Here is a 25,134-nt window from a genome sequence, read left to right on the forward strand (position 1 = left end):
TGGGATGCCCTACTCGTAGACGCCGCGGGACTGGTCACGGACGATGTTGCCGCGGTCGAGCTCGATCACCCGACGGCGCATCGTGTCGACGATGCCGCGGTCGTGGGTGGCCATGACCACGGTGGTGCCCGTGCGGTTGATCCGGTCGAGCAGGCGCATGATGCCGACCGAGGTGGTGGGGTCGAGGTTGCCCGTCGGCTCGTCGGCGAGGAGGATCAGCGGCCGGTTGACGAACGCCCGGGCGATCGACACGCGCTGCTGCTCACCACCCGAGAGCTCGTGGGGGTAGCGACCCATCTTGTTCTTCAGGCCGACGAGCTCGAGAATCGCCGGGACCTGGGTGCGCACCACGTGGCGAGGACGGCCGATCACCTCGAGGGCGAAGGCCACGTTCTCGGCCACCGTCTTGTTCATCAGCAGCTTGAAGTCCTGGAACACGCAGCCGATGTTGCGGCGCAGGTACGGGACCTTCCACGACGAGAGCTGCCCGATGTCCTTGCCGGCCACGTAGATGTGGCCCTCCTCCGGGACCTCCTCCTTGTTGAGGAGCCGGATGAACGTCGACTTGCCGGAGCCCGAGGCGCCGACCAGGAAGACGAACTCGCCCTTGTTGATGTCGGCGCTCGCCTTGCGGAGCGCGACGACGTCACCCTTGTAGGTCTTGGTGACGTTCTCGAGCTTGATCACGGTGCGTGGAGCTCCGGTGGGGGACGGGTGCGGTGCGCGTGCGTCGTCGCGCGGACCGACGCAATGTTGCGATCAGGTTACCTGCCGGGTGAGCGCGGATCGCGGCACCCCGTCGGTGCCGGGTGCCACAGACGGCATGGCAGACTGCGCGGGTGCGGGTCCGGACGGGTGCGGCGGTCGTGGCGGTGATCGCCGTCCTCGGTGGGTGCTCGGCCGATCGCGACCGGGCGTCGCCGACGACCACGACGGAGGCCCCGCCAGCGGCGGCCGATGCGCAGACCGGCGACGCCGATCTGCTGAGGAGCTACGTCGACGCGGTCAACCGAGGCGATCTGGACACCGCCGACGAGATGCGGTGCACGCCCGTGCGGGCCGAGGACGAGCAGACGCTCGAGTCGATCGCCTCCCAGGCACGGCGCCTGGTGGAGGAGCGTGGTCCCACGGTGGTGGTGTCCATCGAGCCCGTGGACACGGGGTTCTACCCGCCGATGGAGGGCGGCGACCCTGCGGCCTACGCGATGACGATCGCCAACGACGACAGCGACGAGGGACGACTGCTCGTCCACGTGGTGACCGAGGACGGAGGCCGCCGACTGTGCGGGTCGAACCCCGAGGCGGCTGAGCGGCTCCACGGTGAGGCCCGGCCGGCGCTCGGCGACCTCGGTCCGACATCGGTCGGTCCGCGCGACCTGATGCCCGATGTGCAACTGGCTGACCACGAGGTCGTCTACGACGAGCGGGGCACACCACCCGACGGGGCCACGGACAGCTGGGGACGCAGCTGGCAGCACCACGAGCACGGCGGCTGCTCGACCGGCGCGTACCGGTTCGGCGAGGGAGGAGCCCCCGCGTGGGCGGCAGAGCTGCTCGCTGACTACCTTCCCGACGCGATCGACAGCTTCGAGCTGCCGGGGCGGGACGGCGTGGTCGGCGTGCGGGTGCTCGCGTTGGGCTGGCTGAGCGTGCAACCGCCGGGATCAGGTCCCTACGTCGACGAGCTCGTCGCTCTCAGAGGCGACACCGTCCTCTGGGCGGGCTGCGGAGCCATGGAGCCCGGCTCGGGTCACGAGCAGACCATTCGGCTGATGGACGCCATGCTCGACAATGCGGACGGCTGACCGAGCAGCGGCTCAGTCCGTCTGCTCGTCCTCGGCGCGGCGCCAGCGCAGGTAGCTCTCCATGAACGGGCCGACGTCGCCGTCGAGCACCGCCGAGGGGTTGCCGACCTCGAAGTCGGTCCGCAGGTCCTTCACCATCTGGTACGGCTGCAGCACGTAGGACCGGATCTGGCTGCCCCAGCCGACCTCGCGCTGCTCACCGGCGATCTCGGCCAGCTCGGCGGCCTTCTTCTCCCGCTCCAGCTCGGCCAGCTTGGCGGCAAGGACCTGCATGGCCCGCTCCTTGTTCTGCCGCTGGCTGCGCTCGTTCTGGCACGAGGTGACGATGCCCGTCGGGATGTGGGTGATGCGGACGGCGGAGTCGGTGACGTTGACGTGCTGGCCGCCGGCCCCCGACGAGCGGTACGTGTCGATGCGCAGGTCCTTCTCGTCGATGTCGACCTGCACGTCGTCGGCCCCCTCGTCGAACGGGTAGACCGCCACCGACGCGAACGCGGTGTGCCGCCGCGCCTGGGAGTCGAACGGCGAGATCCGCACCAGGCGGTGCACGCCCCGCTCACCCTGCAGCAACCCGTAGGCGTAGCGGCCCTTGACGATGAACGTCGCCGACATGATGCCGGCCTCCTGGCCGGCGGAGACCTCGTCGAGCTCGACGTCGAAGCCCTGCTTCTCCGCCCACCGCAGGTACATGCGCAGCAGCATCTCGGCCCAGTCCTGGGAGTCGGTGCCGCCCGCGCCGGAGTGGACCTCGCAGATCGCGTCGGCCTCGTCGTGCTCGCCGGAGAACAGCGAGCGCAGCTCGAGCTCCTCGAACCGCCGCCGCAGGTCGTCGATCGCCTCGTCGATCTCGGGCTCGAGCGAGTCGTCGCCCTCCTCACGAGCCATCTCGTGGAGGGTCTCGGCGTCGTCCACCGCGCGGGTGAGGTCGTCGTAGAGACCGAGGTCGTCGTTCACCTGGGTGAGCTCGGACGTGACCTTGCGGGCACGTTCCTGGTCGTCCCACAGGTCGGGGCGCGACGCCTCGGTCTCGAGCTGGGGCTGGCGAGCGCGCAGCTCCCCCACCTTCAGGTAGTGCTCGGCCTCGGCGAGGCGCTGACGCAGCGCCTTCAGGTCGTCGGTGGCGTCACGCACGGCTCACCGACCGTGGCACAGCTTGAACTTCTTGCCGCTCCCGCAGGGGCACGGGGCGTTGCGCGGGGTCTTGTCCCAGTCGGACTTCACCACCGGCGTGTTCTGCGGCGGCTCGTTCGCCGCCGGTGCGTCGCCGGCGCCGTCGCCGCCCATGAGCGTGGCGCCGCCTGTGGACGCCGCGCCGGCGTTCGCGATCGACGGCGGCTGATCGTCGGGAGCCGAGTACTGCACGTCGCGCATCTTCGGCTCCTCGGCCGGCGTCGACGACTTCACGGCCACCTCGACGTGCATGACGTACTTCACGAAGTCCTGGGCGATGGCGGTCATCATCTGGCCGAACATCTCGAAGCCCTCGCGCTGCCACTCCATGAGCGGGTCCTTCTGACCCATGGCCCGCAGGTTGATGCCGCCCTGCAGGTAGTCCATCTCCTGGAGGTGCTCCCGCCAGCGCTGGTCGATGATGCGCAGCATCACCTGGCGCTCGACCTGGCGCATGACCTCCTCGCCGAGGGTGGCCTCGCGCAGCTCGTAGTAGCTGGTGGCCTCGGCCATGAGCACGTCGTAGAGCTCGTCGGTGCTCGTGGCCTGGCGGAGGTCGTCGACGGTGAGCTCGGTCGGCCAGTAGGTGGTGATCTCGGTGAGCAGGCCGTCGAGGTCCCACTCCTCGGTGAAGTCGGAGACGCAGAACGTGGTGATCACGCCGTCGACGGCCTCGGCGAGGTACTCGAACGCCTCGGCGCGCAGGTCGGCGCCGTTCAGGATCTGGTCGCGGCGCTGGTAGATCACCTTGCGCTGCTCGTTCATGACCTCGTCGTACTTGAGGACGTTCTTGCGGATCTCGGCGTTGCGCTGCTCGACGGTGTTCTGCGCCCGCTCGATGGCCTTGGTGACCATCTTCGCCTCGATCGGCACGTCGTCGGGCAGGGCCTTGCCCATCACCCAGTTCATGGCGCCGGTCGCGAAGAGGCGCATGAGGTCGTCCTCGAGGGACAGGTAGAAGCGGCTCTCGCCCGGGTCGCCCTGGCGTCCGGCACGACCACGGAGCTGGTTGTCGATGCGGCGGGACTCGTGGCGCTCGGTGCCGCAGACGTAGAGGCCACCGAGCGCCTTGACCTTCTCGCCCTCCCGCTCGCACTGCGACGTGTAGACCTCCGTCCGCGTGGCGACCTCGGCCGCGCCCTCCTCGGACTCGGGGTCGATCCCGTCGGCCTTGACGTCACGGACGGCCATGAGCTCCGGGTTGCCGCCGAGCAGGATGTCGACGCCTCGACCGGCCATGTTGGTGGCGACGGTGACCGCGTGCAGCCGACCGGCCTGGGCGACGATCTCGGCCTCCCGGAAGTGCTGCTTGGCGTTGAGGACCTCGTGGGAGATGCCGCGCCGCTCGAGCAGCTTCGACAGCGTCTCGGAGTGGGCGACCGAGGCGGTGCCGGCCAGGACCGGCTGGCCCGCCTGGTGGCGCTCGGCGATGTCCTCGACCAGGGCGTCGAACTTGGCGGCCTGGGTCTTGTAGATGAGGTCGCCGTGGTCCTCGCGGATCATCGGCTTGTTGGTCGGGATCGGCACCACGTTGAGGCCGTAGGTGCTCATGAGCTCGGCGGCCTCGGTCTCGGCCGTACCGGTCATGCCGGCGATCTTGTCGTAGAGGCGGAAGTAGTTCTGGAGCGTGATCGTCGCGAGGGTCTGGTTCTCCTCCTTGATCTTCACGCCCTCCTTCGCCTCGACCGCCTGGTGGAGGCCCTCCGACCAGCGGCGCCCCTCGAGGATGCGGCCGGTGAACTCGTCGACGATCTTCACCTCGCCGCTCTGGAGGATGTAGTCCTTGTCCTTCTTGTAGAGCTCCTTGGCCTTCAGGGCCGCGCCGAGCTGGTGGACGAGGTTCGTCGACACCTCGTCGTAGAGGTTCTCGACGCCGAGAGCGTTCTCGACCTTCTCGATGCCGGACTCGAGCGGGGAGACGTTGCGCTTCTCCTCGTCGACCTCGTAGTCCTCGTCACGCACGAGCCCGCGGACGATGGCGGCGAACTTGTAGTAGAGCTGCGCGGCGTCGGCGAGGCGGCCGGAGATGATGAGCGGCGTGCGGGCCTCGTCGATGAGGATCGAGTCGACCTCGTCCACGATCACGTAGTTGTGCCCGCGCTGCACCCGACGCTCGAGCGACATGGCCATGTTGTCGCGGAGGTAGTCGAAGCCGAGCTCGTTGTTGGTGCCGTAGGTGATGTCGCAGGCGTACTGGGCGCGCTTGTGCGCGGTGTCGCGCTCACCCGGGACGACCAGGCCGACCTCGAGGCCGAGCCAGCGGTGGATGCGACCCATCCACTCCGACTGGAAGGTGGCCAGGTAGTCGTTGACCGTGACGATGTGGACGCCCTTGCCGGACAGCGCGTTCAGGTAGGCCGGCAGGGTCGAGACGAGCGTCTTGCCCTCACCGGTCTTCATCTCCGCCACCCAACCGAAGTGCAGGGCGGCGCCGCCCATCAGCTGGACGTCGAAGTGGCGCTGGCCGATGACGCGTCGGGCGGCCTCGCGGGTGACGGCGAAGGCCTCGATGAGCAGGTCGTCGAGCGTCTCGCCGTTGTCGAGGCGGGTCCGGAACTCGGTGGTCTTGCCACGGAGCTCGTCGTCGGACAGCGCCTCGAGCTCGGGCTCGAGGTCGTTGATCGGAGCGACCAACCCGCCGATGGCCTTGAGCTTCTTGCCCTCGCCGGCGCGGAGGACCTTGTCGAGGATTCCCATGAGGGAGTCGAGTGTACCGACGTCAGGCGGCCGAGCCCGAGCGCAGGGACCGGTGCAGCCCCTCGATCGCCGCCCGCAGCTCGGTGCGCGCCGCCTCGGCCGGGATCCCGGCGCTGGCGGCGGCCTCCTCGAGCGACGCGCCGTCGGCCAGCGCCCCGACGAGCCGCAGGTGCGCCTCGGTCGGCCGCCACGCCGCCGGGTTGGCGGCCGCGGCGTACGGGTCGGTGAGGCGGCCGAGCTCGTGGCCGATGCGACGCAGGAGCGCCCGCCCGAGGTGGACGCCGCCGGCCATGACGTCGGCGATCACGTCGGGCAGGACCTGCATGGCCTCCTCCTTGCGGAGGTGGCCGATCGCACCGGCGCAGATCGCCCCCGAGATCTCGTCGAGGTCGTCGGAGACGGTGAGGACGAGGATGCGGGTCCAGGGGCGCCGGGTCGTGATCTCCTCGGTCGCCGACGCGCCGTCGCCGTCGGGCATGCGCAGGTCCATGACGACCACGTCGGGCGCGTGCTCGAGGGCCTGCTCGACCGCCGTGCGGCCCGTGTCGGCCTCGGCGACGACGTCGAGGCCGGCGTCCTCGAGGGCGGTGACGACCGCACGGCGGAACAGGGCGTGGTCGTCGCAGACGAGGATCCGGAGGCGGTCCTCCTCGTGGCCGGTCATCGGCGGGAGGCTACCGCCCCGGCGTCCGCCGTCGGGTCAGCCCGTCGCCACGTGATGGCGGCGGCGACGCTCCCGCTCGGTGCGCAGACGCTCGAGGCGCCGCTCCAGCTTGAGCACCGTGCGCGCCACCGCTGCCGGCACGTCGGGACCGGAGGCTCGGGCGACGACCAGCTCGCCGCCACCGCTCAGCACGACCTCGCACCCCACGCGGTCGGAGATCCGCGGGTTGTGCTCGACCGACAGGTGCACGTCGGCGTGGACGAGCCGGGGATCGAAGCGATCGAGCCGGCCGATCGTCGCGGCGACGGCGTCGTCGAGGCCGAGCGGCATGTCGGAGTGCTGGACGCTGAGCGTGATCTGCACCATGGCCCCTTTCCTGGGCGTCCTCGACGCCTCTGGTGGAATCGTACGGAGGGGCTCGAACCGCGGACATGGCCGAAGGTCACGACGACGGCGGACCGGAAGGCGGAGGTGTGGCACCGGCGACGAGACCCGTGACCTGGCGCGCCCCGGCCTCACCCAGCGCCCGTCCGGCGGCACCCAACGTGGCGCCCGTGGTGACCACGTCGTCGACGAGCAGGACCGCTCGACCGGCCGCCCGTCGATCGCCGCAGAACTCGACGCCCTGCTGCCGCTCGGCGGCCGCGCGGCCCGTCTGGGCCGGGCCGTCCCGCCGCCGCAGGAGCAGCATCGACGGGCGACGGATGCGCCGGGCGACGGCCCGGGCGAGAAGCTCGGAGTGGTCGAACCCCCGGCGCCGACGCCGCCCGCGGGTGGTGGGCGCCCAGGTGACGACCTCGATGTCGCCGTCGGCCGGCAGCGCCGCCACCATGGCGTCGGCCAGCCAGCCCACGGCAGCCCGCGCGTCGCGGTACTTGACGCCGGCGACGAGGAGCCGCGCCGCCCCCTCGTAGCGCAGAGCGGCGTGGACGGCGACGAGGCCGTCGGGGCAGGGCACGGGCGGTGACGGCTCGAGCAGCTCGACGCACTCGGGGCATGGCGCGCCGTCGGGCCGCCGGCAGATCGGGCAGAGGGTGGCGAGCAGCATGGACCCATCGTGCGGAGGGGGTGTGACATCGGCTAACCACTGCGGAGCCGCCGGCGGCGCGTCGGTAGCCTGCCGCCGTGTCCGTCGCCCCTCCCCCGACCCCGGCGTTCGTCCCGCCGCGCCACGAGCTGGTCCGCCGCCTCCCACCCCTGCTGCTCGGGTTGGTCCTGTGCGGGTTCGGCATCGCGCTGACCGTGAACGCCGACCTCGGACTCGGGCCGTGGGACGTCCTCCACCAGGGCGTGAGCGAGCTCACCGGTATCCCGGTCGGGACCACGGCCATCCTCGTCGGCGCGGTCGTGCTGCTGAGCTGGATGTGGATCCGCGAGCGCCCCGGGATCGGCACGATCGCCAACATCGTGGTGATCGGCCTCACGATCGACCTCGTCCTGCTCTGGCTCCCCGAGCCCGAGGCCATGCCGCTGCGGATCGCCTTCTTGCTGGTGGGTGTGTTCCTCTTCGGCCCCGGCTCGGGCTTCTACATCGGCGCCGGCCTCGGCCCGGGACCGCGGGACGGCCTCATGACCGGCATCGCACGGCGCGGGCCGTCGGTGCGCCTCGTGCGCACCGGCATCGAGCTGACGGCCCTGGCCCTCGGCATCCTGCTCGGCGGCACCGCCGGCATCGGCACGGTCCTGTTCGCGCTCACGATCGGGCCGAACGTGCAGTTCTTCCTCCCCCGCCTCGCCGTCGACCGCCCGACGCCCGACCCGTCCGACGCGCCCGACCTCGTCTGACCCCGGCTCGGACCCCCTCGGCGCTGCCCGACCCCTCGGCCCGGTCCGACCGCGCCGCCTGACGGTTGGGCGCGACATCCGGCGCACCTGACGCCAACCGCGCCCAACCACCCCCGTCGGGCGCGACATCCGGCGCATCTGACGCCAACCGCGCCCAACCACTTTGGGGGGGGAGCGGGGTGACGAGAGTTGGGGTGTCAGGCATGGGTCGTCCGAGGCCCCGCACCCTCGGCCCCGAGTGGTGGTGCCAGCACCCCCCGCGGACGCCTGGTGCCACCCTCGCCGGACACCGAGGCCGTCCCCGACGATGTGGCCTCCACCCGACGCCGTCGGGCCGTACCTGGAGGAGACCCATGTCCCGCACCCACCTGCCCACCCGCCGATCCCACCGCCTGGGGGTCCTCGGCGCCGCGGCGATCCTCGCCCTCCTGCCGGCGGCCTGCGGCGGTGACGACGACGTCGCGACGCCGGATCCCGGGGTGGCACCGGCCGGCGGCGAGGCCCCGACGGACGCTCCGGTCGGCGATGGGGTCCCCAAGGAGTGTGCGACCTTCATCGGCATCATCGAACCGGCCGACCCGGCGGTGCTCGACACGCTGCCGGCCGACTGGCCCGAGCCGCCCGCCGGCAGCACGCTCTGCAGCGGCAGCGGATCCGGCGGCACCACGACGGTCCAGTACGCCACCGACGTCGCGCCCGCGGAGATCCTCGCCCACTACGAGTCCGAACTCGGCGCGGACTGGAACGTCGCGCGGGAGGCCGGCGCCGGTGACGAGATCCTGACCGGCTACCGGGACGCCATCGGCATCCAGGTGCAGCCCCGCGACGGCGGCTTCCGGATCGCGCTCGCCGACGACGCCGTCTGAGGGGGTTCTCCCCCGCCGTCGGACCGCAACGGCGTGACGGCTCGCATGGGTCCCGACGTCCTCGTGTCCTACGGCCCTGGTCGGACCACCGGATCTGTGTCTCCGTGTCCCGCGGGGGATCCGTCAGCGCGGGCGGGACCATCGACAGGAGGATCGGCGATGAAGGCTCTCGTGTACCACGGACCCGGCGACAAGCGATGGGAGGAGGTGCCCGATCCGGCGCTCGTGGACGCGACCGATGCGATCGTCCGCGTCGACACCACCACGATCTGCGGCACGGATCTGCACATCCTGAAGGGGGACGTGCCAGCGGTGACCGACGGGCGCATCCTCGGCCACGAGGCGGTCGGCACGATCGAGTCGGTCGGCGATGCGGTCACGACCGTGCGGCCGGGTGACCGCGTCCTCGTGTCGTGCATCTCGGCGTGCGGCCGCTGCCGCTTCTGCCGGGAGGCCCGGTACGGGCAGTGCATCGGAGGCGGAGGGTGGATCCTCGGCCACCTCATCGACGGCACCCAGGCCGAACGGGTCCGCGTGCCCTTCGCCGACACCTCCACCTACCGGGTGCCGGAGGGCGTCTCGGACGAGCAGGTCCTCGTGCTCTCGGACATCCTGCCCACCGGCTACGAGGTCGGCATCGTCAACGGGCAGGTGCAGCCGGGCGACGTCGTGGCGGTCGTGGGCGCCGGGCCGATCGGGCTCGCGTCGATCATGGCCGCCCGCCTCTACTCCCCCAGCTCGATCGTGGCGGTCGACCTCGCCGACAGCCGCCTCACGGCGGCGGAGCAGTTCGGCGCGACGGCGACGGTCAACAACGGCGACCGGGACCCGAAGGAGGTGATCGGCGACCTGACCGGAGGGCTGGGCGCCGACGTCGCCATCGAGGCGGTCGGCGTGCCCGAGACGTTCGAGCTGTGCACCGAGCTCATCCGTCCCGGCGGTCGTGTGGCGAACATCGGCGTCCACGGAGCGCCGGCGACGCTGCACCTCGAGGACCTCTGGATCCGGACCGTCACCGTCACGACCGGTCTCGTGGACACCTACAGCACGCCCACGCTCCTGCGCCTCGTCGCCAGCGGGCAGCTGGACGCGGCGCAGTTCGCGACGCACCACTTCGCGCTCGACGAGCTGATGGACGCCTACGACGTCTTCGGTCGCGCCGGGGAGACCGGCGCCCTCAAGGTCGTCCTCTCCGGCGCCGGCCGCTGACCCGGTCGCCCGCTCCTCGGCGGGTCAGAGGTCGCCGAGGATGCGGGCGGTGCGGGCGCGCACCAGCTCGTCGGTGCCCTCATGGGTGAGGATGTGCAGCGTCCCCTCGCGCACGGCGGTGATCACGCGCTCGGCCACCTCGTCGGGCGGCATGGCGGCGGCGAAGAAGGCTGCCGCGTCCTCCCGGCCGACGGCGGCCCGCTCGTCGGCCTCGCCCCTCAGGTGGTCGGGACGGTTGCGCGACGACTCGTAGATCCGGGTGCTCACCCACGCTGGGCACAGGATCGACACGCCGACGGCGGAGCCTGCCGCCTCGAGGTCGGCCGCCAGGGTCTCGCCGATGGCCACGGCGGCGAACTTCGATGCGTTGTACGGCCCCATGTTCGGCCCGGCGAGCAGCCCGGCCAGCGACGCGGTGATGACGACGTGTCCGTCGCCGCGCTCGACCATGGCGGGCACGAACGAGCGCAGGCCGTGGACGACGCCCCACAGGTTGACGTCGAGGACCCACTGCCAGTCGGTGAGCCCCAGCTCCCAGATCGGTCCTCCGGCGCCGACGCCGGCGTTGAGGCAGACGACGTCCCAGCCGCCGAACACCTCGCGCACCTCGTCGGCCAGCGCAGCCATCGAGTCGGGGTCGGACACGTCGACGACCACGCCGATCGCGTCGACGCCCTTGCCGCGCAGCTCCTCGACGGTCTCGACGAGGGCTGCCTCCTCGATGTCGCCGACCGCGATGCGCATCCCCTCGGTGGCGAAGCGGTCGACCATGGCCCGGCCGATCCCGCTGGCCCCACCGGTGACGACGGCGACCTTGCCGCTCAGCTCATCCACGCATGGACTCCTCGAACATCGATCCCCGCGGGCGGGGGTTGCGGGCGGTGACGATGTCCTCGTGGCGCTCGGCGATCGCCGAGGTCCAGACGTCGTCGGTGAACACGTAGAAGCGCTGCTCGACGACAGCGTCGCGCACCAGCTCGGCCACCTGCTCGGGCGGCTGCTGCATGGCGAAGAAGTCGCGGATCATCGCCCGGACCTCCTCCTCGTCGACCGCGCCCTCGCCGTCGGTCGGCACGAGCGGGCGGGTCAGCTCCTCGGGCTTGTTGCGGTCGGACTCGGCGATGCGGGTGTTGACGAACCCGGGGCACAGGACGCTGATGCCGACGGGCGATCCGGCCGCGGCCAGCTCGTGGTAGGCGACCTCGCTCAGCGCCACGACGGCGTGCTTGGTGGCGTGGTACGGCGCCAGGCCGTTGAAGGCCGTGTGCCCGGCCATCGACGCGGTGTTGACGATGTGTCCCTCGCCCTGCTCGACGAGGCGGGGCTGGAAGACGCGGTGGCCGTGGATGACGCCCCACAGGTTCACGCCGAGAACCCACGCCCACTCCGCGGTGGTGAGCTCGTGCACCGGAGCGGAGGAGCCGCTCACCCCGGCGTTGTTGCAGACGACGTGCACGGTGCCGAAGCGGTCGAACGCCGCGTCGGCCAACCGGTCCATCGCCTCGGCGTCGGACACGTCGGTGGCCACGCCGATCACCTCGACGCCCTCGCCTTCGAACTCCGCGACCGCGGCGTCGAGCGCGGGTACCTCGACGTCGGCGAGCACGAGCCGCATGCCGTCGCGGGCGAACCGGCGCGCGAACGCCAGGCCCATCCCGCTCGCTCCGCCGGTGATGACCGCCACCTTGCCCTCGAGCTGCTCCAACCTGTCCCCCTTGGTGTCGGGGCGGAGGCTAGAGCAGCCCGGGGCGAAGTGCCGGGACGGAACCGCTCAGTACTTGTAGTGGTCCGGCTTGTAGGGGCCGTCGGCGGGGATGCCGAGGTAGTCGGCCTGGTCCTCGGTGAGCGTGGTGAGCTTCACGCCGAGCGCGTCGAGGTGGGCCCGGGCGACCTTCTCGTCGAGGTGCCGGGGCAGGGTGTACACGCGGCGCTCGTAGAAGTCCTGGTGGTTGAACAGCTCGATCTGGGCGATGACCTGGTTCGAGAAGCTGTTCGACATCACGAAGCTCGGGTGGCCGGTGGCGCAGCCGAGGTTCAGCAGGCGCCCCTCGGCGAGGACGATGACCGAGTGGCCGTCGGGGAACACGTACTCGTCGACCTGCGGCTTGATGTTGATGCGCTGCACGTCGGACATGCGGTTGAGGCCGGCCATGTCGATCTCGTTGTCGAAGTGGCCGATGTTGCCGACGATGGCCTGGTGCTTCATCCGGCCCATGTGCTCGGCGGTGATGATGTCCTTGTTGCCAGTGGCGGAGATGAAGATGTCGGCGGTGTCGACGACGTCTTCGAGGGTGGTGACCTGGTAGCCCTCCATCGCCGCCTGCAGCGCGCAGATCGGGTCGATCTCGGTGACGATGACCCGGGCACCCTGGCCGCGGAGCGCCTGGGCGCAGCCCTTGCCGACGTCGCCGTAGCCGAGCACGACGGCCGTCTTGCCGCCGATCATGACGTCGGTGGCCCGGTTGATGCCGTCGACGAGCGAGTGGCGGCAGCCGTAGAGGTTGTCGAACTTCGACTTGGTGACCGAGTCGTTGACGTTGATGGCCGGGAAGAGGAGCTTGCCGCCCTCCTGCATCTGGTAGAGGCGGTGGACGCCGGTGGTGGTCTCCTCGGTGACGCCCTGGACGGCCTCGGCGGTGCGGTGCCACAGCTGGCCGTCCTCGGCCAGGGTGCGGGTGAGCAGACCGAGGACGACCTCGAACTCCTCGGAGTCGGCGGTCGACGGGTCGGGGACCTCGCCGGCCTTCTCGAACTCGACGCCCTTGTGCACGAGGAGGGTGGCGTCGCCGCCATCGTCGAGGATCATGTTCGGGCCGCCGCCGTCGGGCCAGCGCAGGATGCGCTCGGTGCACCACCAGTACTCCTCGAGCGTCTCGCCCTTCCAGGCGAACACCGGGACGCCCTTCGGCGCGTCGACGCTGCCCTCCGGGCCGACGACGACCGCCGCGGCGGCGTGGTCCTGGGTCGAGAAGATGTTGCAGGACGCCCAGCGCACCTCGGCGCCGAGCGCGACGAGGGTCTCGATGAGCACCGCCGTCTGGATCGTCATGTGCAGCGAGCCGGCGATCCGGGCGCCGGCAAGGGGCTGCTCGTCGTAGTACTCGGCGCGGAGGGCCATGAGGCCGGGCATCTCGTGCTCGGCGAGGCGGATCTCCTTGCGGCCGAAGTCGGCGAGGGACAGGTCGGCGACCTTGAACTCGAGCGCGCCGGCGGTGTCGGGGGTGAGGTCGGTGAGGGTCATGTGGGCTCCGTGGTGGGAGGTGGCTGAGGTCGGGTGTGCCGGCGGCCCGAGGCGCGCCGAACGGGATCTTCCGGCCTGGGCTGAGGTCCACTGACCCACTCCGTGCAGCCCGGCCCCGGAAAGGGCCTCGACGAGTCTAGCGAGCAGCCCGCCGGAGGGGGACGTTGGCACCGACCAGTGCAGCGAGCACGACGGCAGCACCGACCCACGTCGCGGCGGCCGGCACCTCGTCGAACGCCAGCCACGCCCACACGGTGGCGAGCACGGTCTCGAGCGGGGCGAAGAGCCCCACCTCGGCCACCGTCAGGTGGCGGGTCGCGGCGGCGAGCATCACCCGCGCCGTCGGGCCGACGACCGCGCCCATCGCGACGAGGGCGGCCCAGGTGCCGACGTCGTGCGAGGTCGTGGCCGCAGGTGACGCGACCAGCGCCATCAGCGCGCCGCCGAGCCCCACCACCGTCGTGCGGTCGAGCTCGGGGTGCCGGCGGAGGACGACCGCGCCGCTGCCGAAGGCGACGATCGCGCCCACGGCGAGCAGGTCACCACGGACGTCCCCTGCACCGAGCGAGCCGCCGACGACCACCAGCACCCCCACCCCCGACACCGCGGCCGCCGTCCAGACGCGCCGGGTGCTGCGCTCCCCGATGAGCACCCTGGCGAGCACCGCCGCGGCCAGCGGCGCCGCGGCGAGGATCGCGACCACGTTGGCGACCGCCGTCGTCCGCACCGCGACGACGAAGCAGGTCAGCGTCGTGGCCTGGAGCGCGGCGGCGAGGAGCAGCGGGCGGCCGCCCCGCCGCACCAGCGCGACCGGACCCGCCCGATGGCGGACCGCCCCGATGACCGAGGTGACCGCGGCGGTGCACAGCCCGACCCAGAAGACGATGTCGAAGCGGTCGGCGTCGGCGGCCCGGGCGAAGAGCGAGTCGGTGGAGAGCACCACCATCCCGCCCACGCCGAGCAGGAGCCCGGTGCGCCGCGACGGCTCGGTCGCCGCGCCCGTCCCCGGCATCGCGGCGCGACTAGCGGGCGGTGAGGCGGACCGCCTCGACGGCGGGGACCGGCCCGGGGTCGATGCCCTCCGCGAGCGCGATCTCGACCGCGCAGAGGTCCCCCACGAAGATGAGGTCGAGGAGCTGCGCGAGCGTGCCCTCGCCCTCGGCGTCGAGGCGGGCGACGTCGGCGACGACCTCGAGGGTCATCTCGGCCACCTTGTCGAAGCGCTCGGCGTCGTTCGGGTGCTCGTCGTCGTGGCGCAGGTCGATGCGGGTGAACACCTGCCGCGTGACGTCGCCGTGCTGGCCCCAACCCGAGATCTCGTTGTGGCACAGCTCGGGCACGTGGTTGGAGAACGCCGGGATCTTCGCGGTGAGGTTGAACTGGTGCTTCCAGCGCAGGGACGCGACCGCGCCGATCGGGCCTGCGCCGTAGACGACGGGGAAGGTGCGGCCGATCGTGCGGGCGATGCGGGCCGCCGGGTCGTCACCGGAGAGGACCGCGTCGCGGCGACGCTCCAGCTGGCTCACGGCGAGGTCGATCCAGCCGCGGGCACCGGGGAAGAAGCCCATCGTCTCCAGGGCGAGGAGCGGCGCGACCGCGAGCGGCACGAGCTCGACGCGGGGGTCGAGGTCGGCCGGGAGCGGGATCGTCGGCGTCTGCCAGGCGTCGGAGAGCTCGGCGAGGTGCCCGTCGGGGCTGGTGATCGAGAGGAGCGAGGCACCGGCCTCGTACGCGGCTTCGGTGGCCTCGACGGTCTCGTCGGTGGAGCCCGACGCCGACAGGGCGATGACGAAGGTGTCGGGGCCGACGAACGACGGCAGCTCGTAGCCCCGGTGCACGACGAGGGGCACGGCCATGAACGGCCCGGCCACGGCGCCGATCAGGTCGCCGGCGAGGGCGGCCTCGCCCATGCCGATGATGACCACGTTCGACACGTCGCCCTTCTGGGGCAGCCGGTCGACCTCCTCGCCCGCGAGCAGCAGCCGGCTGAGGACGTCGGGACGCCGGAGGATGTGGTCGCGGAGCCCGCGGGAGTCGACGTGGTCGATGTCGACCGTCGCGGGATCGAGCGGCTGGCTCACGGTTCGAAGGTCGGCGTGACGCCGTCGGCGTCGGCCTTGGCGACGAGGCGCTCGTGCTCGGCGTCGTCGACGGACTCGGCCTCCTCCGGCAGCATGATCGGGATGCCGTCGGTGACGCGGTAGCGCCGCTTGAGGCGCGGGTTGTAGAGGGCGTCCTCGTCGGCGAAGTAGAGGAGCGGACCCTTGTCCTCGGGGCAGGCGAGGATCTCCAGCAGCGCGGGGTCGAGTGCCATGTCGTGTTCCTTCTGGGCGGTGGGGACGGATCGGGCCGGGTGGTCAGCCGAGGTGGGTGCGGACCTCGGCGACGTGGGCGTCGCACTCGGCCCGGGTGGCGGCCTCGAGGTTGAGCCGCAGCAGGGGCTCGGTGTTGGACGGGCGGAGGTTGAACCACCAGTCGCCCATGTCGACAGTGAGGCCGTCGAGGCGATCCTGCGGGTGGTCGGCGTAGACCTCGGCGACCCGCTCGATGACGGCGGCCGGGTCGTCGACGCGCGTGTTGATCTCGCCGGAGGCGGCGTAGCGGTCGAGCGGAGCGAGCAGCTCGGACAACGTCCCGCCGAAGAGGCTGAGGCGCTCGAGGACGACCAGGCTGGCGATCAGCCCGGAGTCGGCCCGCCAGTTGTCACGGAAGTAGTAGTGGGCGGAGTGCTCGCCGCCGAACGCCGCGCCGGTCTCGGCCATGACCTGCTTGATGAACGAGTGCCCGACCCGGGAGCGGATCGGCTCGCCGCCCTGCTCGCGGACGACCTCGGGGACGGTCTTCGAGCAGATGAGGTTGTGGATGACCTTGGCGCCGGGCTCCTTCTCGAGCACGCCTGTGGCGATGAGCGCGGTGGTGAGGGACCCTGACACCGGCTCGCCCCGCTCGTCGACGAGGAACACCCGATCGGCGTCGCCGTCGAAGGCCAGACCGATGTCGGCGCCGACCTCCCGGACGCGGGCCCGCAGGTCGGCGAGGTTCTCGATCTGGATCGGGTCGGCGGGGTGGTTCGGGAAGTTGCCGTCGAGCTCGGGGTACATGACCTCGAGGTCGAAGGGCAGGCCGTCGAACGCCTGGGGGACGACGAGGCCGCCCATGCCGTTGGCGGTGTCGGCGACGACCTTCAGCGGGCGCAGCACCGAGGTGTCGACGAACGAGCGGACGTGGGCGACGAAGTCGTCCATGACGTCGTGCTCGGTGCGCGAGCCGCGCTCGGCGGCGGGTGCGGGCGGGTCCTGGACGAGCTCGACGATGCGGCCGAGCCCGGTGTCCTGGCCGACCGGCGCGGCCCCCGCCTGGCACAGCTTGATGCCGTTGTACTCCGCGGGGTTGTGCGACGCGGTGAACATGGCTCCGGGGGCGTCGAGGGCGCCGGCCGCGAAGTAGATGAGGTCGGTCGAGGCCATGCCGAGATCGACGACGTCGAGCCCCTGGCTGAGGACGCCCTCGGTGAACGCCGCGACGAGCTCGGGGCCCGACGGGCGCATGTCCCGGGCGACGAGGACGCGGTCGCGCGGGGCCGGGCCCTCGATGACGAGGCGGGCGAACGCCGCACCGAACGCGCCGCACAGCTGGGCGTCGATCTGGTCGGGGTACGTGCCCCGGATGTCGTAGGCCTTCACCACCTGGGAGAGGTCGCGCATGGCCGCCAACCTAGCCCTCGGGCCGCGCGCCGCCGGCGGGCGGCAGGTCGTGGGCGCCGGGTGGTGAGTAGGCGTTCGTCCGCAGCCACCAGGCGATGCGGGCGAGGTCGGCCATCAGGCGCAACCCGTCCCGCACGACCCGGACCGTCGAGGTCGGCGAGTTCACCACGCGCACCGGCATCGCCGTGAGCGACAGGTGGTGGCGCTCGGCGAGGGCGATGATCTCGACGTCGAACCCGAACCCGGCGATGCGGGACTCGGAGAAGAGGACCCGGGCGACGTCGGAGCGGAACGCCTTGAGCCCGCACTGGGTGTCCGCGTGGTCGCCGACCACGATCCGCACGACCCGGTTCACGAACCACCCCCCGATCCGGCGGAGCCGCGTGGTCTGCACGCCGACGACGGCGCCAGTGGTGTGGCGGCTGCCGACCGCGACGTCCCAACCGGACTCGACGCGCTGCGCGATGGCCGCGACCTGGTCGGCTGAGTAGGCGAGGTCGGCGTCGGTGAACACCACGGTGCGGCCGTGAGCTGCGAGGACGCCGGCGCGCACCGCGGCACCCTTCCCGCGGTTCGCGGGCTGCTCGATCACCACGTCCGCACCCGCGTCCCGGGCCGCGGCGGCGGTCCCGTCCGACGACCCGTCGTCGACCACCACGATCTCGACGTCGGGGTCGAGGTCCCGGAGCCCGGCGCGCAGCCTCTCGACCGTGCGGCCGATCACCGCCGCCTCGTGGTAGGCCGGGACGACCACGCTGAGCCGGCGGTCGCCGGGCGGGTCGGCGCGGTGCGCGGGTCGGGATGCGATGCCCGCGTCACGGGGTGGGGTCACGTGGGCGAGTCTGGCCGACCCCGGGAGGGCGCATCCAACGTCGTCTCGTCGCGTCCCTCGTCGTCACCGTGCTCGACGTCGGGCGCCTCGGGTTCGTCGGCTTCCGCGGGCTCGTCGGTTCCGAGCCGACCCCACCGGACGAGCAGCACCACGCCGGCGACGCCGACGAGGGTCAGCAGCCAGCCCCCGAGCTCGACGGGGTGCGTCCCGTAGCGCAGGGTGACCTCCTCGTCGGTCGGGACGACGACCATGAAGCTGGGCGACACCCGCCAGGGCCCGTCGGCGCCGTCGGCCTCCCAGTTCGGGAAGTGGGACACCTTGACCAGGACCGGGACGCCGGGCTCCGACACCCGGAAGGAGATGCGGTCGTCCTCGAGCACGACGTCGCTCACCTCCACCGGCTCGACGGGGACGCGCGTCGCCTCCCCGTACGAGGCGGCGCGCGGCCACGACTCGGGGCCGTCGGCCGCGAGGTGCAGGTCCCACGCGATCGGCGCCTGGAACCAGTCCTCGGTGGCCTCGATCCAGTCCTCGTTCGAGCGGGGCGGGTCGGCGAGCACCGCCGGCAGGTGGGTGAGGGACTCGACGAGCGGCGCGTCGGCGACCTCGTAGACCACCCACGGGCCGGAGCGGGCGAGCTCGGTCAGGTCCGGGTGTCGCGAGGCGGCATCGATCATCTCCTGCGAGAGGGCGAGGTAGTAGCGGACGCCCATCATCTGGAGCTGCCCGACACCGAGGTCGATGTCGCTGTCGCGGTACGGGAGGCCGCGCTGGGCCCGTGACGGCGCGGTGGAGAGGACCGACTGGTTCAGGAAGTGGAACGGCGTCATCGTCGCCGACTCGAAGTACAGGCCCTCCATCGACGCGATGCACCCGTCGGTGAAGTGCGGCAGCAGCATCATCGCCATCGGGGTGCCGTAGCGGTCGAGCTCGCGGTCGTACTCCCACATCGCCCGCCCGCAGCCGTGGTCGTCGCCGACGCCCTCCATCGTGAGCAGGACGTCCTCGAACTCCGGCCAGGCCTCCTTGCCCTGGTAGCCCGTGAAGTTCCAGCGCGCCCAGCCGGGGATGTAGCTCTTCTCGGCGCTCTCCAACCCCATCCAGCGGTAGACGCCGTCGGAACCGGTGCGTCCTCCGGGGAGCTGGTGGAGCGGCAGGGCCACCACGACGGCAGCGGCGAGGACCGCGGCGAGCGCGCCTCCCACCCTCAGTGGGTCGCGGAACCGGAGAGGCACCATCGCGGCGGCGCGCCGCACGACGAGCGCCACCGCGAGGGCGACGATCAGGTAGGCGAGCAGGTGGGTGAACGGCGTGAGCCGGGCGTTCCACAGCCGACCCTGGGGGACGAGCACGACCGCCACCGACCCGATGCACAGGAGGGTCACCAGCGCCAGGCCGATGCGCTGGCGGCCCGCCACCAGCACGACCGCCGCGGCGAGGACGAGGATCACCAGGTCGAGGCGCAGCGGCGGACCGACCAGCGGGAGGTCGAGGAGCCAGCGCTGCTCGTCGGGGAGGATGAACGTGATCCAGAAGCCGACCCGCTCGGTCCACCCCGCCGATGCCGGGGGCAGCGTCTTCTCCCAGCCCATGTCGTTCAGGTGCGAGCGCTGCCACCAGAACGGCAGGAGCCACCACATGGCGAGGAGGGCGCCGACCGGCGCGCTCGTCGCCAGCCACGCCAGGCCGCGACGGGTGGGATGGACGGCGAGGAGGACGAACGCCCCGACGACGGCGAAGATCAGCGGGATGACGTGGGTGAGGGCGCAGAGGGCGACGACCACCGCCGCCCAGGCCCGATGGCGCCCGGTGCGCAGGCCGTTGGCGACCAGCCCCAGGTACACCAGAGCCAGGCACAGCGAGATGGTGAAGGCGAACTCGCCTGCGAGCGTCGAGGGCAGGTTGCCGCCGTAGATCGAGTAGTCGCGGTGGAAGAGGAACGCCACGGCGGCCACCGCCAGCAGCGGCGGGGCGGGGAAGGCCAGGCCGGCGAGGCGGCCGAACGCCCACGCGGCGACGGGAAGCGCCAGGGCCCCCGAGACGGCGACGAGCTTGAACGCCACCCCGTACGGGAGGACGAGGTCGAGCACGACGATCGCCAGCATCGGCGGGACCATGTAGAAGCGCAGCACCGGGAAGCCGGCGTACCAGTCGTTCGTCCAGCCCGTGAGCCGCCAGTCGGGCAGGAGGTGGTCCCGCAGGAACGCCGGCGTCCACACGTGCGCTCCCATGTCCCCGCCGTTCGGGAGCGTGTCGCGGAGGATCAGGCTCGGCTGGAGCTGCATGAACGTGAAGACCACGCACGCGGCGACGACGCCGAAGGTCACCCAGGCGTGGAGCGTGCGGTCCTCGTCGACGACGTGCTCGTCGGGGCGGGCGGGCGGCGTGGTCTCGTGGTCAGCGTCCGGGTGGTCCGGAGGTGCGGGCCACAGCGGCGGATCGGGCAGCGACATGGGGCGCCCATCGTGGCACCCTCGCACGAGCGGCCGGTGTCAGCCCTTCCGGGTCTGCTTGCCGCCGGTGTCCGACAGCTCGCGGAGCGCGGCGCGCAGGTCGATCCCCTGGCCGGCGGAGCTCCACTGGCGGGCGTCGCACGCCGAGCACGAGCGCATGACGAGCGGGGCGTCGCCGTTCGCGACCTCGATCTCGATCATCGGCCCGCCGCACTCCGGGCACCTGTGCTCGCTCATGTCGACCTCCGATCGGAGCCGGCGACCGCGAGCCACCGGCGACGCTCCACCCGTACCCATCGGCGGGACCCGCCAGACGATGAGCCGGTCAGGCGTCACTCGACGAAGAGGAGCAGGAGGACCGTCACCGCGTTGAACCCGACGTGGGTCCACACCGCAGGGCCGAGGCGGCCGGAGCGCACGGTGAGCCAGGCCGCGACGCCGCCGAACAGCAGGAGCGCCGGCAGCTGGAGGAGCTGGAGGTGGACGAGTCCGAACACGGCGGTGGACAGCACGAGGCCAGCGGCGGTGCCCCACCGACGGGCCACCGAGCGCAGCAGCAACCCGCGGAAGAACAGCTCCTCGACGATCGGTGCGCCGACCACCACGACGAGCAGCAGGGCGATGACGCTGGCCGGCTCGGTCGCCCGATCCGTGAGGTCGCGGGCGGCCTCCGAGACGTCCTGGTCGGGGAACAGCAGGAGGATCGGGACGTAGAGCACGGGCACCGCGACGATCTGGAGGAGCACGCCGAGCGTGAGGCCGTAGGGGACGTCGCGCCGCCGGAAGCGCCACCCGAGGTCGAGCTCGGGCCCCCGCCCGACCCGGGTGACGACCCACAGGGTGACCCCGGCGTAGCCCGCCCACAGGGGGATCTGGGTGAGCAGCTGCACCCACAGCGGCGCGTCCGCCCACTCCTCGACCGACGAGTAGCCCGCGGCGTTGAAGATGACGAGGGACCCGACCATCGCCGCGATCTGGGCGACGACGAGGGCGAGCAGCGCCTCGCGCGGACCCCACCCCGTCGGCTCCCGGTGGGCCTCCTCGAGGTCGGGGTCCGGCTCGAGCCAGTCGCGGAGCACCGGGGTCAGCTGGCGCGGGCGACCGGCAGCGACAGGAGCGTCGCCTCGTCCCGCCGGTCGTGGAGCACCCAGCCGTTCGGGACCGACAGGCGGTCGGCGTGGCGGGCGCACAGGTCGTGCGTCATCGGGTGGGGCTCCTCGGCGAGCGGGTCGACCCACACGGTGCGCCCCGCGTAGTCGTAGGCCAGCGTGGCGGTGGGGACCCCGCCGCACGCGGGCCGGGAGCAGGAGCGTCGCATGGCGGCACGGTACCCCCCGCCATCGGCTTCCTGGTGGACACCTCCTAGCATGGGCCCATGACCCCGAGCTCGAAGGCGCCGACCCCTCCCCCGCCCCCGCCGCCGCGGCGCCCCGGCTCCGGTTCCGGCGGTCGAGGCTCCGGCGAGCGCCCCTCCCCCGGCAGCGACCTGCGGATGCCCCGCTGGGCGCTCGGCATGCTCGGCGTCGTCCTGCTCCTCGTCATCGCGTGGCCGCTGCTCTCGCCGAGCAGCGACGCCGAGTCGATCACCTTCACCGAGTTCCTCCAGGAGGTCGAGGCCGGCAACGTCGAGACCGCCGAGGTCAACAACAACAACGGCAACATCTCCGGCGAGTTCGCCGACGAGGACCGGGGCGAGTACCGGACCACGGGTCCGCTCGAGCTCGCCGAGTCCGACCGCGAGCTGATCGACGCCAACACCCGGCTCACCTTCGACACCCCCCAGCCCAACCTCTTCGTCCAGCTGCTGCCGACGATCCTCATCATCGCCCTGTTCATCGGTGCCTTCGTGTGGCTCTCCCGCCGGGCGCAGGGCCAGGTCGGCGGCATCATGTCGATCGGCCGCTCCAAGGCCAAGACGTACAGCTCCGAGCGCCCCGGCACCACCTTCGCCGACGTCGCCGGCTACGCCGGGGTGAAGCAGGAGGTCACCGAGGTCATCGACTTCCTGAAGACCCCGCAGAAGTTCGGCGAGATCGGCGCCCGCATCCCGAAGGGCATCCTGCTCGTGGGCCCTCCCGGCACCGGCAAGACGCTGATCGCCCGTGCCGTCGCCGGCGAGGCCGGCGTGCCGTTCCTGTCGGTGAGCGGCTCGGACTTCATGGAGATGTTCGTGGGCGTCGGCGCCAGCCGGGTGCGCGACCTGTTCGAGTCGGCCCGCAAGATGGGCCGGGCGATCATCTTCGTCGACGAGATCGACTCGATCGGCCGCAAGCGCGGCGCCGGCCTCGGCGGCGGCCACGACGAGCGCGAGCAGACGCTCAACCAGATGCTCTCCGAGATGGACGGCTTCGAGCCGGCCGAGGGCATCGTGATGATGGCCGCCACCAACCGGCCCGACATCCTCGACCCCGCCCTCCTGCGCCCCGGGCGCTTCGACCGCCAGGTCGTCGTGCCCCTGCCGAGCCTCGAGGACCGGCGCGAGATCCTCGACGTGCACGTGCGCCACAAGCGGGTGGCCCCCGACGTCGACCTCGACGTCGTCGCCCGGGGCACGCCCGGCATGAGCGGCGCCGACCTCGCCAACCTCGTCAACGAGGCCGCGCTCTTCGCGGTGCGCGCCGGCGAGGACGCCATCCACAAGGAGCACTTCGAGGCCGCGCGCGACCGCATCCTCATGGGGCAGATGCGCGACACGCTCGCCCTCTCCGACGAGGAGAAGGAGGCGATCGCCTACCACGAGGGCGGCCACGCCGTCTGCGCCGCCGTCCTCCCCCACGCCGACCCGGTGCACAAGGTCACGATCATCCCCTCGGGGATGGCGCTCGGCGTCACCCACCAGCTGCCGACCTCCGAGCGGCACCTCTACCGCCAGGACTACATCGAGGACAGCCTCGTCGTCCGCATGGGCGGCCGGGTCGCCGAGGAGATCGTCTACGGGATCGCCTCCACCGGCGCGAACAACGACCTGGTCGGCGCCACCGAGCTGGCCCGCAAGATGGTCCGCGAGTGGGGCATGAGCGAGCGGGTCGGCCCGATGGCCTGGGGCTCCCAGGGCCAGGTCTTCCTCGGCGACGACCTCATGCACACGCGCGACTACAGCGACGACACCGCACGGGTGATCGACGAGGAGGTCGAGCGGATCCTGCGCGAGCAGGAGACCCGGTGCCGCGAGCTGCTCGTCGAGAACCGCAAGGGCCTCGACCTCGTGGCCCAGGCCCTGCTCGAGCACGAGACGATCGACGGTGACGAGGTGGTCCGCCTGATCGCGGTCGGCGCCGGCCGGCTGCCCGACACGGGCGAGTCCCGCTCGGCCGAGGTCCGTGACCTCGTCGACCGCGTGCGCTCCGGCGTCCCCGCCGAGGAGCCGCAGGTCACCGAGCCCCGTCCCAGCACCTGGCCCCAGCCCGAGTCCTGACCGAGCCGTCCGGCCGCGACCCCGGCACCGCCTCCTAGGAGGTCGGGTCGACCGGCTGGCCGTGGTCGCAGCCCGGAGGCACGGACCCCGGGTCGCGGATCTCGGCCACGGTGGCCCACAGGTCGGTCGCGGTCGGTGGGCCCACGAAGCCGTTGCGGACCGTCCCCTCCGCGTCGGCGATGACGACGAGCGGCACGCCGTCGATCTGGTAGCGGCGGTGGAGCTCCGGCTCGGCCGCCACCTCGATCTCCTGCACGGCGACGTCGTCGCTCTCGAGGATCTGCGCCTTCTCCCAGGTGCCCCGGCACACGTCGCAGGTGGCCGACGTGAACACCGCGACCAGCCAGGGCGCCTCCGGGCGGGTGAAGTCCGCCCGGTCGAGCTGGGTGGGGACGCTGTACTCCGGGGGCGAGGACGGCACGTCGGGCTGGCGGCGTTGGATGAACCAGGCGATCACGCCGGCGACGGCGACGAGGACGACCGCGAGGAGGAGGCGCTCCATGCGACCGAGTCTGCCAGAGCACGACCCCGGTGCCGATGAGATGGGGCGCCGTCTCTCGTCATCACCTCGGCGCGGGACCACACCGAGACCGGCACGAGCAGAGGCACGGCCGACCGCATCCACCACGGAAGGACCACGAACCACGATGACGCAGCTCTTGAAGGTGCAGAACTTCGGCCTGACGGCCGACGGCTTCGGTGCCGGTGAGGGCCAGACCCTCGAGCGCCCCTTCGGCCACGCCAACCCGATGGAGCTGATGGCCTGGGCGGGCGCCACCGCGAGCTGGCCCAACCGCACCGAACCCGGGGGCACCCGAGGGCTCGACGACTACTTCACGCGGGACTTCTCGAACAACATCGGCGCCGAGATCATGGGTCGCAACAAGTTCGGACCACAGCGCGGACCGTGGGAGGACCACGACTGGACGGGCTGGTGGGGCGACGTCCCGCCCTTCCACACGCCGGTCTTCGTCCTGACGCACCACCCGCGGCCGAGCTTCACCCTGGCCGACACCACGTTCCACTTCCTCGATGCCACCCCGGCCGAGGCGCTCGAGCAGGCGAAGGCAGCCGCGCACGGCAAGGACGTGCGGCTCGGCGGTGGGGTCACGACGATCCGGGAGTTCCTCGAGGCCGACCTCGTCGACACCATGCACATCGCCGTCGCTCCCCTCGAGCTCGGCCGGGGCGAGCGCCTCTGGGAGTCTCCGGACGAGCTGACCGACCGGTTCCACCACGAGGCCGTGCCGAGCTCCAGCGGGGTGACGCACCACATCTTCTGGCGCCGGTAGC

At 72.0% G+C, this 25,134-nt stretch carries 25 protein-coding genes; 6 read left to right on the plus strand and 19 right to left on the minus strand.

Going from position 1 to position 25,134, the window contains the following annotated elements; all coding sequences use genetic code 11:
• Nucleotides 1–9: 9 nt before the first annotated feature.
• The gene (gene ftsE / locus GH723_RS12150) at nt 10–687 is read right to left on the minus strand and encodes a cell division ATP-binding protein FtsE (RefSeq protein WP_153759893.1); all 678 of its coding nucleotides are present in this window, start codon (nt 685–687) and stop codon (nt 10–12) included.
• A gap of 152 nt (nt 688–839) precedes the next feature.
• On the opposite strand from ftsE, the gene GH723_RS12155 reads away from it, so the two are divergent.
• Nucleotides 840–1,805, plus strand: a complete 966-nt coding sequence (locus GH723_RS12155; protein WP_153759894.1) for a hypothetical protein — start codon at nt 840–842, stop codon at nt 1,803–1,805.
• A gap of 12 nt (nt 1,806–1,817) precedes the next feature.
• On the opposite strand, the gene prfB is transcribed toward GH723_RS12155, so the two are convergent.
• From prfB to GH723_RS12180, 5 genes are all read right to left on the minus strand, one after another.
• Nucleotides 1,818–2,936, minus strand: coding sequence for a peptide chain release factor 2 (prfB, locus tag GH723_RS12160; RefSeq protein ID WP_153759895.1), 1,119 nt, complete (start codon nt 2,934–2,936; stop codon nt 1,818–1,820).
• 3 nt (nt 2,937–2,939) lie between these two features.
• Nucleotides 2,940–5,672, minus strand: a complete 2,733-nt coding sequence (gene secA, locus GH723_RS12165) for a preprotein translocase subunit SecA (protein WP_153759896.1) — start codon at nt 5,670–5,672, stop codon at nt 2,940–2,942.
• A 22-nt stretch (nt 5,673–5,694) separates the two neighbouring features.
• On the minus strand, nt 5,695–6,336 hold the full coding sequence (locus tag GH723_RS12170; RefSeq protein WP_153759897.1) for a response regulator: 642 nt from the start codon (nt 6,334–6,336) through the stop codon (nt 5,695–5,697).
• A gap of 36 nt (nt 6,337–6,372) precedes the next feature.
• Entirely contained in the window at nt 6,373–6,702 is a 330-nt protein-coding gene (gene hpf / locus GH723_RS12175) for a ribosome hibernation-promoting factor, HPF/YfiA family (protein ID WP_153759898.1), read from the minus strand.
• A 76-nt stretch (nt 6,703–6,778) separates the two neighbouring features.
• A complete protein-coding gene (locus tag GH723_RS12180) occupies nt 6,779–7,384 on the minus strand; it encodes a ComF family protein (RefSeq protein ID WP_153759899.1) in 606 nt (201 codons plus the stop codon).
• Nucleotides 7,385–7,461: 77 nt separating this feature from the next.
• Between GH723_RS12180 and yczE the strand changes: the two genes are divergently transcribed.
• The 3 genes from yczE to GH723_RS12195 all read left to right on the plus strand — a co-directional run bounded on the left by yczE (nt 7,462) and on the right by GH723_RS12195 (nt 10,196).
• Nucleotides 7,462–8,121 carry a membrane protein YczE gene (gene yczE, locus GH723_RS12185; protein WP_153759900.1) on the plus strand — a complete coding sequence of 220 codons (660 nt, stop codon included), beginning with the start codon at nt 7,462–7,464 and terminating at the stop codon, nt 8,119–8,121.
• Between the two features lie 353 nt (nt 8,122–8,474).
• A complete protein-coding gene (locus GH723_RS12190) occupies nt 8,475–8,987 on the plus strand; it encodes a hypothetical protein (RefSeq protein ID WP_153759901.1) in 513 nt (170 codons plus the stop codon).
• 159 nt (nt 8,988–9,146) lie between these two features.
• Nucleotides 9,147–10,196, plus strand: a complete 1,050-nt coding sequence (locus GH723_RS12195; RefSeq protein ID WP_153759902.1) for a zinc-dependent alcohol dehydrogenase family protein — start codon at nt 9,147–9,149, stop codon at nt 10,194–10,196.
• A 24-nt stretch (nt 10,197–10,220) separates the two neighbouring features.
• Here the strand turns inward: GH723_RS12195 and GH723_RS12200 are convergent, their stop codons facing one another.
• The 12 genes from GH723_RS12200 to GH723_RS12255 all read right to left on the minus strand — a co-directional run bounded on the left by GH723_RS12200 (nt 10,221) and on the right by GH723_RS12255 (nt 21,744).
• Complete coding sequence (locus tag GH723_RS12200; RefSeq protein WP_153759903.1) at nt 10,221–11,030, minus strand: SDR family NAD(P)-dependent oxidoreductase; 810 nt, start codon at nt 11,028–11,030, stop codon at nt 10,221–10,223.
• Nucleotides 11,023–11,901, minus strand: a complete 879-nt coding sequence (locus GH723_RS12205; protein WP_153759904.1) for an SDR family NAD(P)-dependent oxidoreductase — start codon at nt 11,899–11,901, stop codon at nt 11,023–11,025. Before GH723_RS12205 ends, GH723_RS12200 begins: the two co-directional genes overlap by 8 nt.
• Nucleotides 11,902–11,967: 66 nt before the next feature.
• On the minus strand, nt 11,968–13,437 hold the full coding sequence (gene ahcY, locus GH723_RS12210) for an adenosylhomocysteinase (protein WP_153759905.1): 1,470 nt from the start codon (nt 13,435–13,437) through the stop codon (nt 11,968–11,970).
• A gap of 136 nt (nt 13,438–13,573) precedes the next feature.
• Nucleotides 13,574–14,449: a DMT family transporter gene (locus GH723_RS12215; protein ID WP_153759906.1), complete on the minus strand. Its 876-nt coding sequence runs from the start codon at nt 14,447–14,449 to the stop codon at nt 13,574–13,576.
• A 10-nt stretch (nt 14,450–14,459) separates the two neighbouring features.
• Complete coding sequence (locus GH723_RS12220; protein ID WP_153759907.1) at nt 14,460–15,518, minus strand: SIS domain-containing protein; 1,059 nt, start codon at nt 15,516–15,518, stop codon at nt 14,460–14,462.
• Nucleotides 15,515–15,751, minus strand: coding sequence for a Trm112 family protein (locus GH723_RS12225; protein ID WP_153759908.1), 237 nt, complete (start codon nt 15,749–15,751; stop codon nt 15,515–15,517). Before GH723_RS12225 ends, GH723_RS12220 begins: the two co-directional genes overlap by 4 nt.
• Nucleotides 15,752–15,794: 43 nt before the next feature.
• Nucleotides 15,795–17,141 (minus strand): phosphomannomutase/phosphoglucomutase, encoded by a 1,347-nt coding sequence (locus GH723_RS12230; RefSeq protein WP_153759909.1) that lies wholly within the window; start codon nt 17,139–17,141, stop codon nt 15,795–15,797.
• Nucleotides 17,142–17,151: 10 nt separating this feature from the next.
• On the minus strand, nt 17,152–17,973 hold the full coding sequence (locus GH723_RS12235) for a glycosyltransferase (protein ID WP_153759910.1): 822 nt from the start codon (nt 17,971–17,973) through the stop codon (nt 17,152–17,154).
• Entirely contained in the window at nt 17,970–20,426 is a 2,457-nt protein-coding gene (locus tag GH723_RS12240) for a 6-pyruvoyl-tetrahydropterin synthase-related protein (protein WP_153759911.1), read from the minus strand. Before GH723_RS12240 ends, GH723_RS12235 begins: the two co-directional genes overlap by 4 nt.
• A 39-nt stretch (nt 20,427–20,465) precedes the next feature.
• Entirely contained in the window at nt 20,466–20,663 is a 198-nt protein-coding gene (locus tag GH723_RS12245) for a hypothetical protein (RefSeq protein WP_153759912.1), read from the minus strand.
• A 95-nt stretch (nt 20,664–20,758) separates the two neighbouring features.
• Nucleotides 20,759–21,505 (minus strand): type II CAAX endopeptidase family protein, encoded by a 747-nt coding sequence (locus tag GH723_RS12250; protein ID WP_153759913.1) that lies wholly within the window; start codon nt 21,503–21,505, stop codon nt 20,759–20,761.
• Nucleotides 21,506–21,510: 5 nt separating this feature from the next.
• Complete coding sequence (locus GH723_RS12255) at nt 21,511–21,744, minus strand: DUF3499 family protein (protein WP_195210272.1); 234 nt, start codon at nt 21,742–21,744, stop codon at nt 21,511–21,513.
• Nucleotides 21,745–21,801: 57 nt separating this feature from the next.
• Here GH723_RS12255 and ftsH point away from each other — a divergent pair, with 57 nt between their 5' ends.
• Nucleotides 21,802–23,841, plus strand: coding sequence for an ATP-dependent zinc metalloprotease FtsH (gene ftsH / locus GH723_RS12260; RefSeq protein ID WP_153759915.1), 2,040 nt, complete (start codon nt 21,802–21,804; stop codon nt 23,839–23,841).
• 34 nt (nt 23,842–23,875) lie between these two features.
• Here the strand turns inward: ftsH and GH723_RS12265 are convergent, their stop codons facing one another.
• Entirely contained in the window at nt 23,876–24,343 is a 468-nt protein-coding gene (locus GH723_RS12265) for a thioredoxin domain-containing protein (RefSeq protein ID WP_153759916.1), read from the minus strand.
• 145 nt (nt 24,344–24,488) lie between these two features.
• Between GH723_RS12265 and GH723_RS12270 the strand changes: the two genes are divergently transcribed.
• The gene (locus tag GH723_RS12270; RefSeq protein WP_153759917.1) at nt 24,489–25,133 is read left to right on the plus strand and encodes a dihydrofolate reductase family protein; all 645 of its coding nucleotides are present in this window, start codon (nt 24,489–24,491) and stop codon (nt 25,131–25,133) included.
• The last annotated feature ends 1 nt before the right edge of the window (nt 25,134 follow it).

It is taken from the genome of Actinomarinicola tropica, assembly GCF_009650215.1.
Classification (GTDB): Bacteria; Actinomycetota; Acidimicrobiia; order Acidimicrobiales; family SKKL01; genus Actinomarinicola; species Actinomarinicola tropica.

Bases quoted from the DNA above. Each gene is read 5' to 3' on its own strand.
- secA (WP_153759896.1), bottom strand. From the start codon at position 5,672: ATGGGAATCCTCGACAAGGTCCTCCGCGCCGGCGAGGGCAAGAAGCTC.
- GH723_RS12170 (WP_153759897.1), bottom strand. From the start codon at position 6,336: ATGACCGGCCACGAGGAGGACCGCCTCCGGATCCTCGTCTGCGACGAC.
- hpf (WP_153759898.1), bottom strand. From the start codon at position 6,702: ATGGTGCAGATCACGCTCAGCGTCCAGCACTCCGACATGCCGCTCGGC.
- GH723_RS12180 (WP_153759899.1), bottom strand. From the start codon at position 7,384: ATGCTGCTCGCCACCCTCTGCCCGATCTGCCGGCGGCCCGACGGCGCG.
- GH723_RS12190 (WP_153759901.1), top strand. From the start codon at position 8,475: ATGTCCCGCACCCACCTGCCCACCCGCCGATCCCACCGCCTGGGGGTC.
- GH723_RS12195 (WP_153759902.1), top strand. From the start codon at position 9,147: ATGAAGGCTCTCGTGTACCACGGACCCGGCGACAAGCGATGGGAGGAG.
- ahcY (WP_153759905.1), bottom strand. From the start codon at position 13,437: ATGACCCTCACCGACCTCACCCCCGACACCGCCGGCGCGCTCGAGTTC.
- GH723_RS12215 (WP_153759906.1), bottom strand. From the start codon at position 14,449: ATGCCGGGGACGGGCGCGGCGACCGAGCCGTCGCGGCGCACCGGGCTC.
- GH723_RS12225 (WP_153759908.1), bottom strand. From the start codon at position 15,751: ATGGCACTCGACCCCGCGCTGCTGGAGATCCTCGCCTGCCCCGAGGAC.
- GH723_RS12230 (WP_153759909.1), bottom strand. From the start codon at position 17,141: ATGCGCGACCTCTCCCAGGTGGTGAAGGCCTACGACATCCGGGGCACG.
- GH723_RS12240 (WP_153759911.1), bottom strand. From the start codon at position 20,426: ATGTCGCTGCCCGATCCGCCGCTGTGGCCCGCACCTCCGGACCACCCG.
- GH723_RS12245 (WP_153759912.1), bottom strand. From the start codon at position 20,663: ATGAGCGAGCACAGGTGCCCGGAGTGCGGCGGGCCGATGATCGAGATC.
- GH723_RS12255 (WP_195210272.1), bottom strand. From the start codon at position 21,744: ATGCGACGCTCCTGCTCCCGGCCCGCGTGCGGCGGGGTCCCCACCGCC.
- ftsH (WP_153759915.1), top strand. From the start codon at position 21,802: ATGACCCCGAGCTCGAAGGCGCCGACCCCTCCCCCGCCCCCGCCGCCG.
- GH723_RS12265 (WP_153759916.1), bottom strand. From the start codon at position 24,343: ATGGAGCGCCTCCTCCTCGCGGTCGTCCTCGTCGCCGTCGCCGGCGTG.
- GH723_RS12270 (WP_153759917.1), top strand. From the start codon at position 24,489: ATGACGCAGCTCTTGAAGGTGCAGAACTTCGGCCTGACGGCCGACGGC.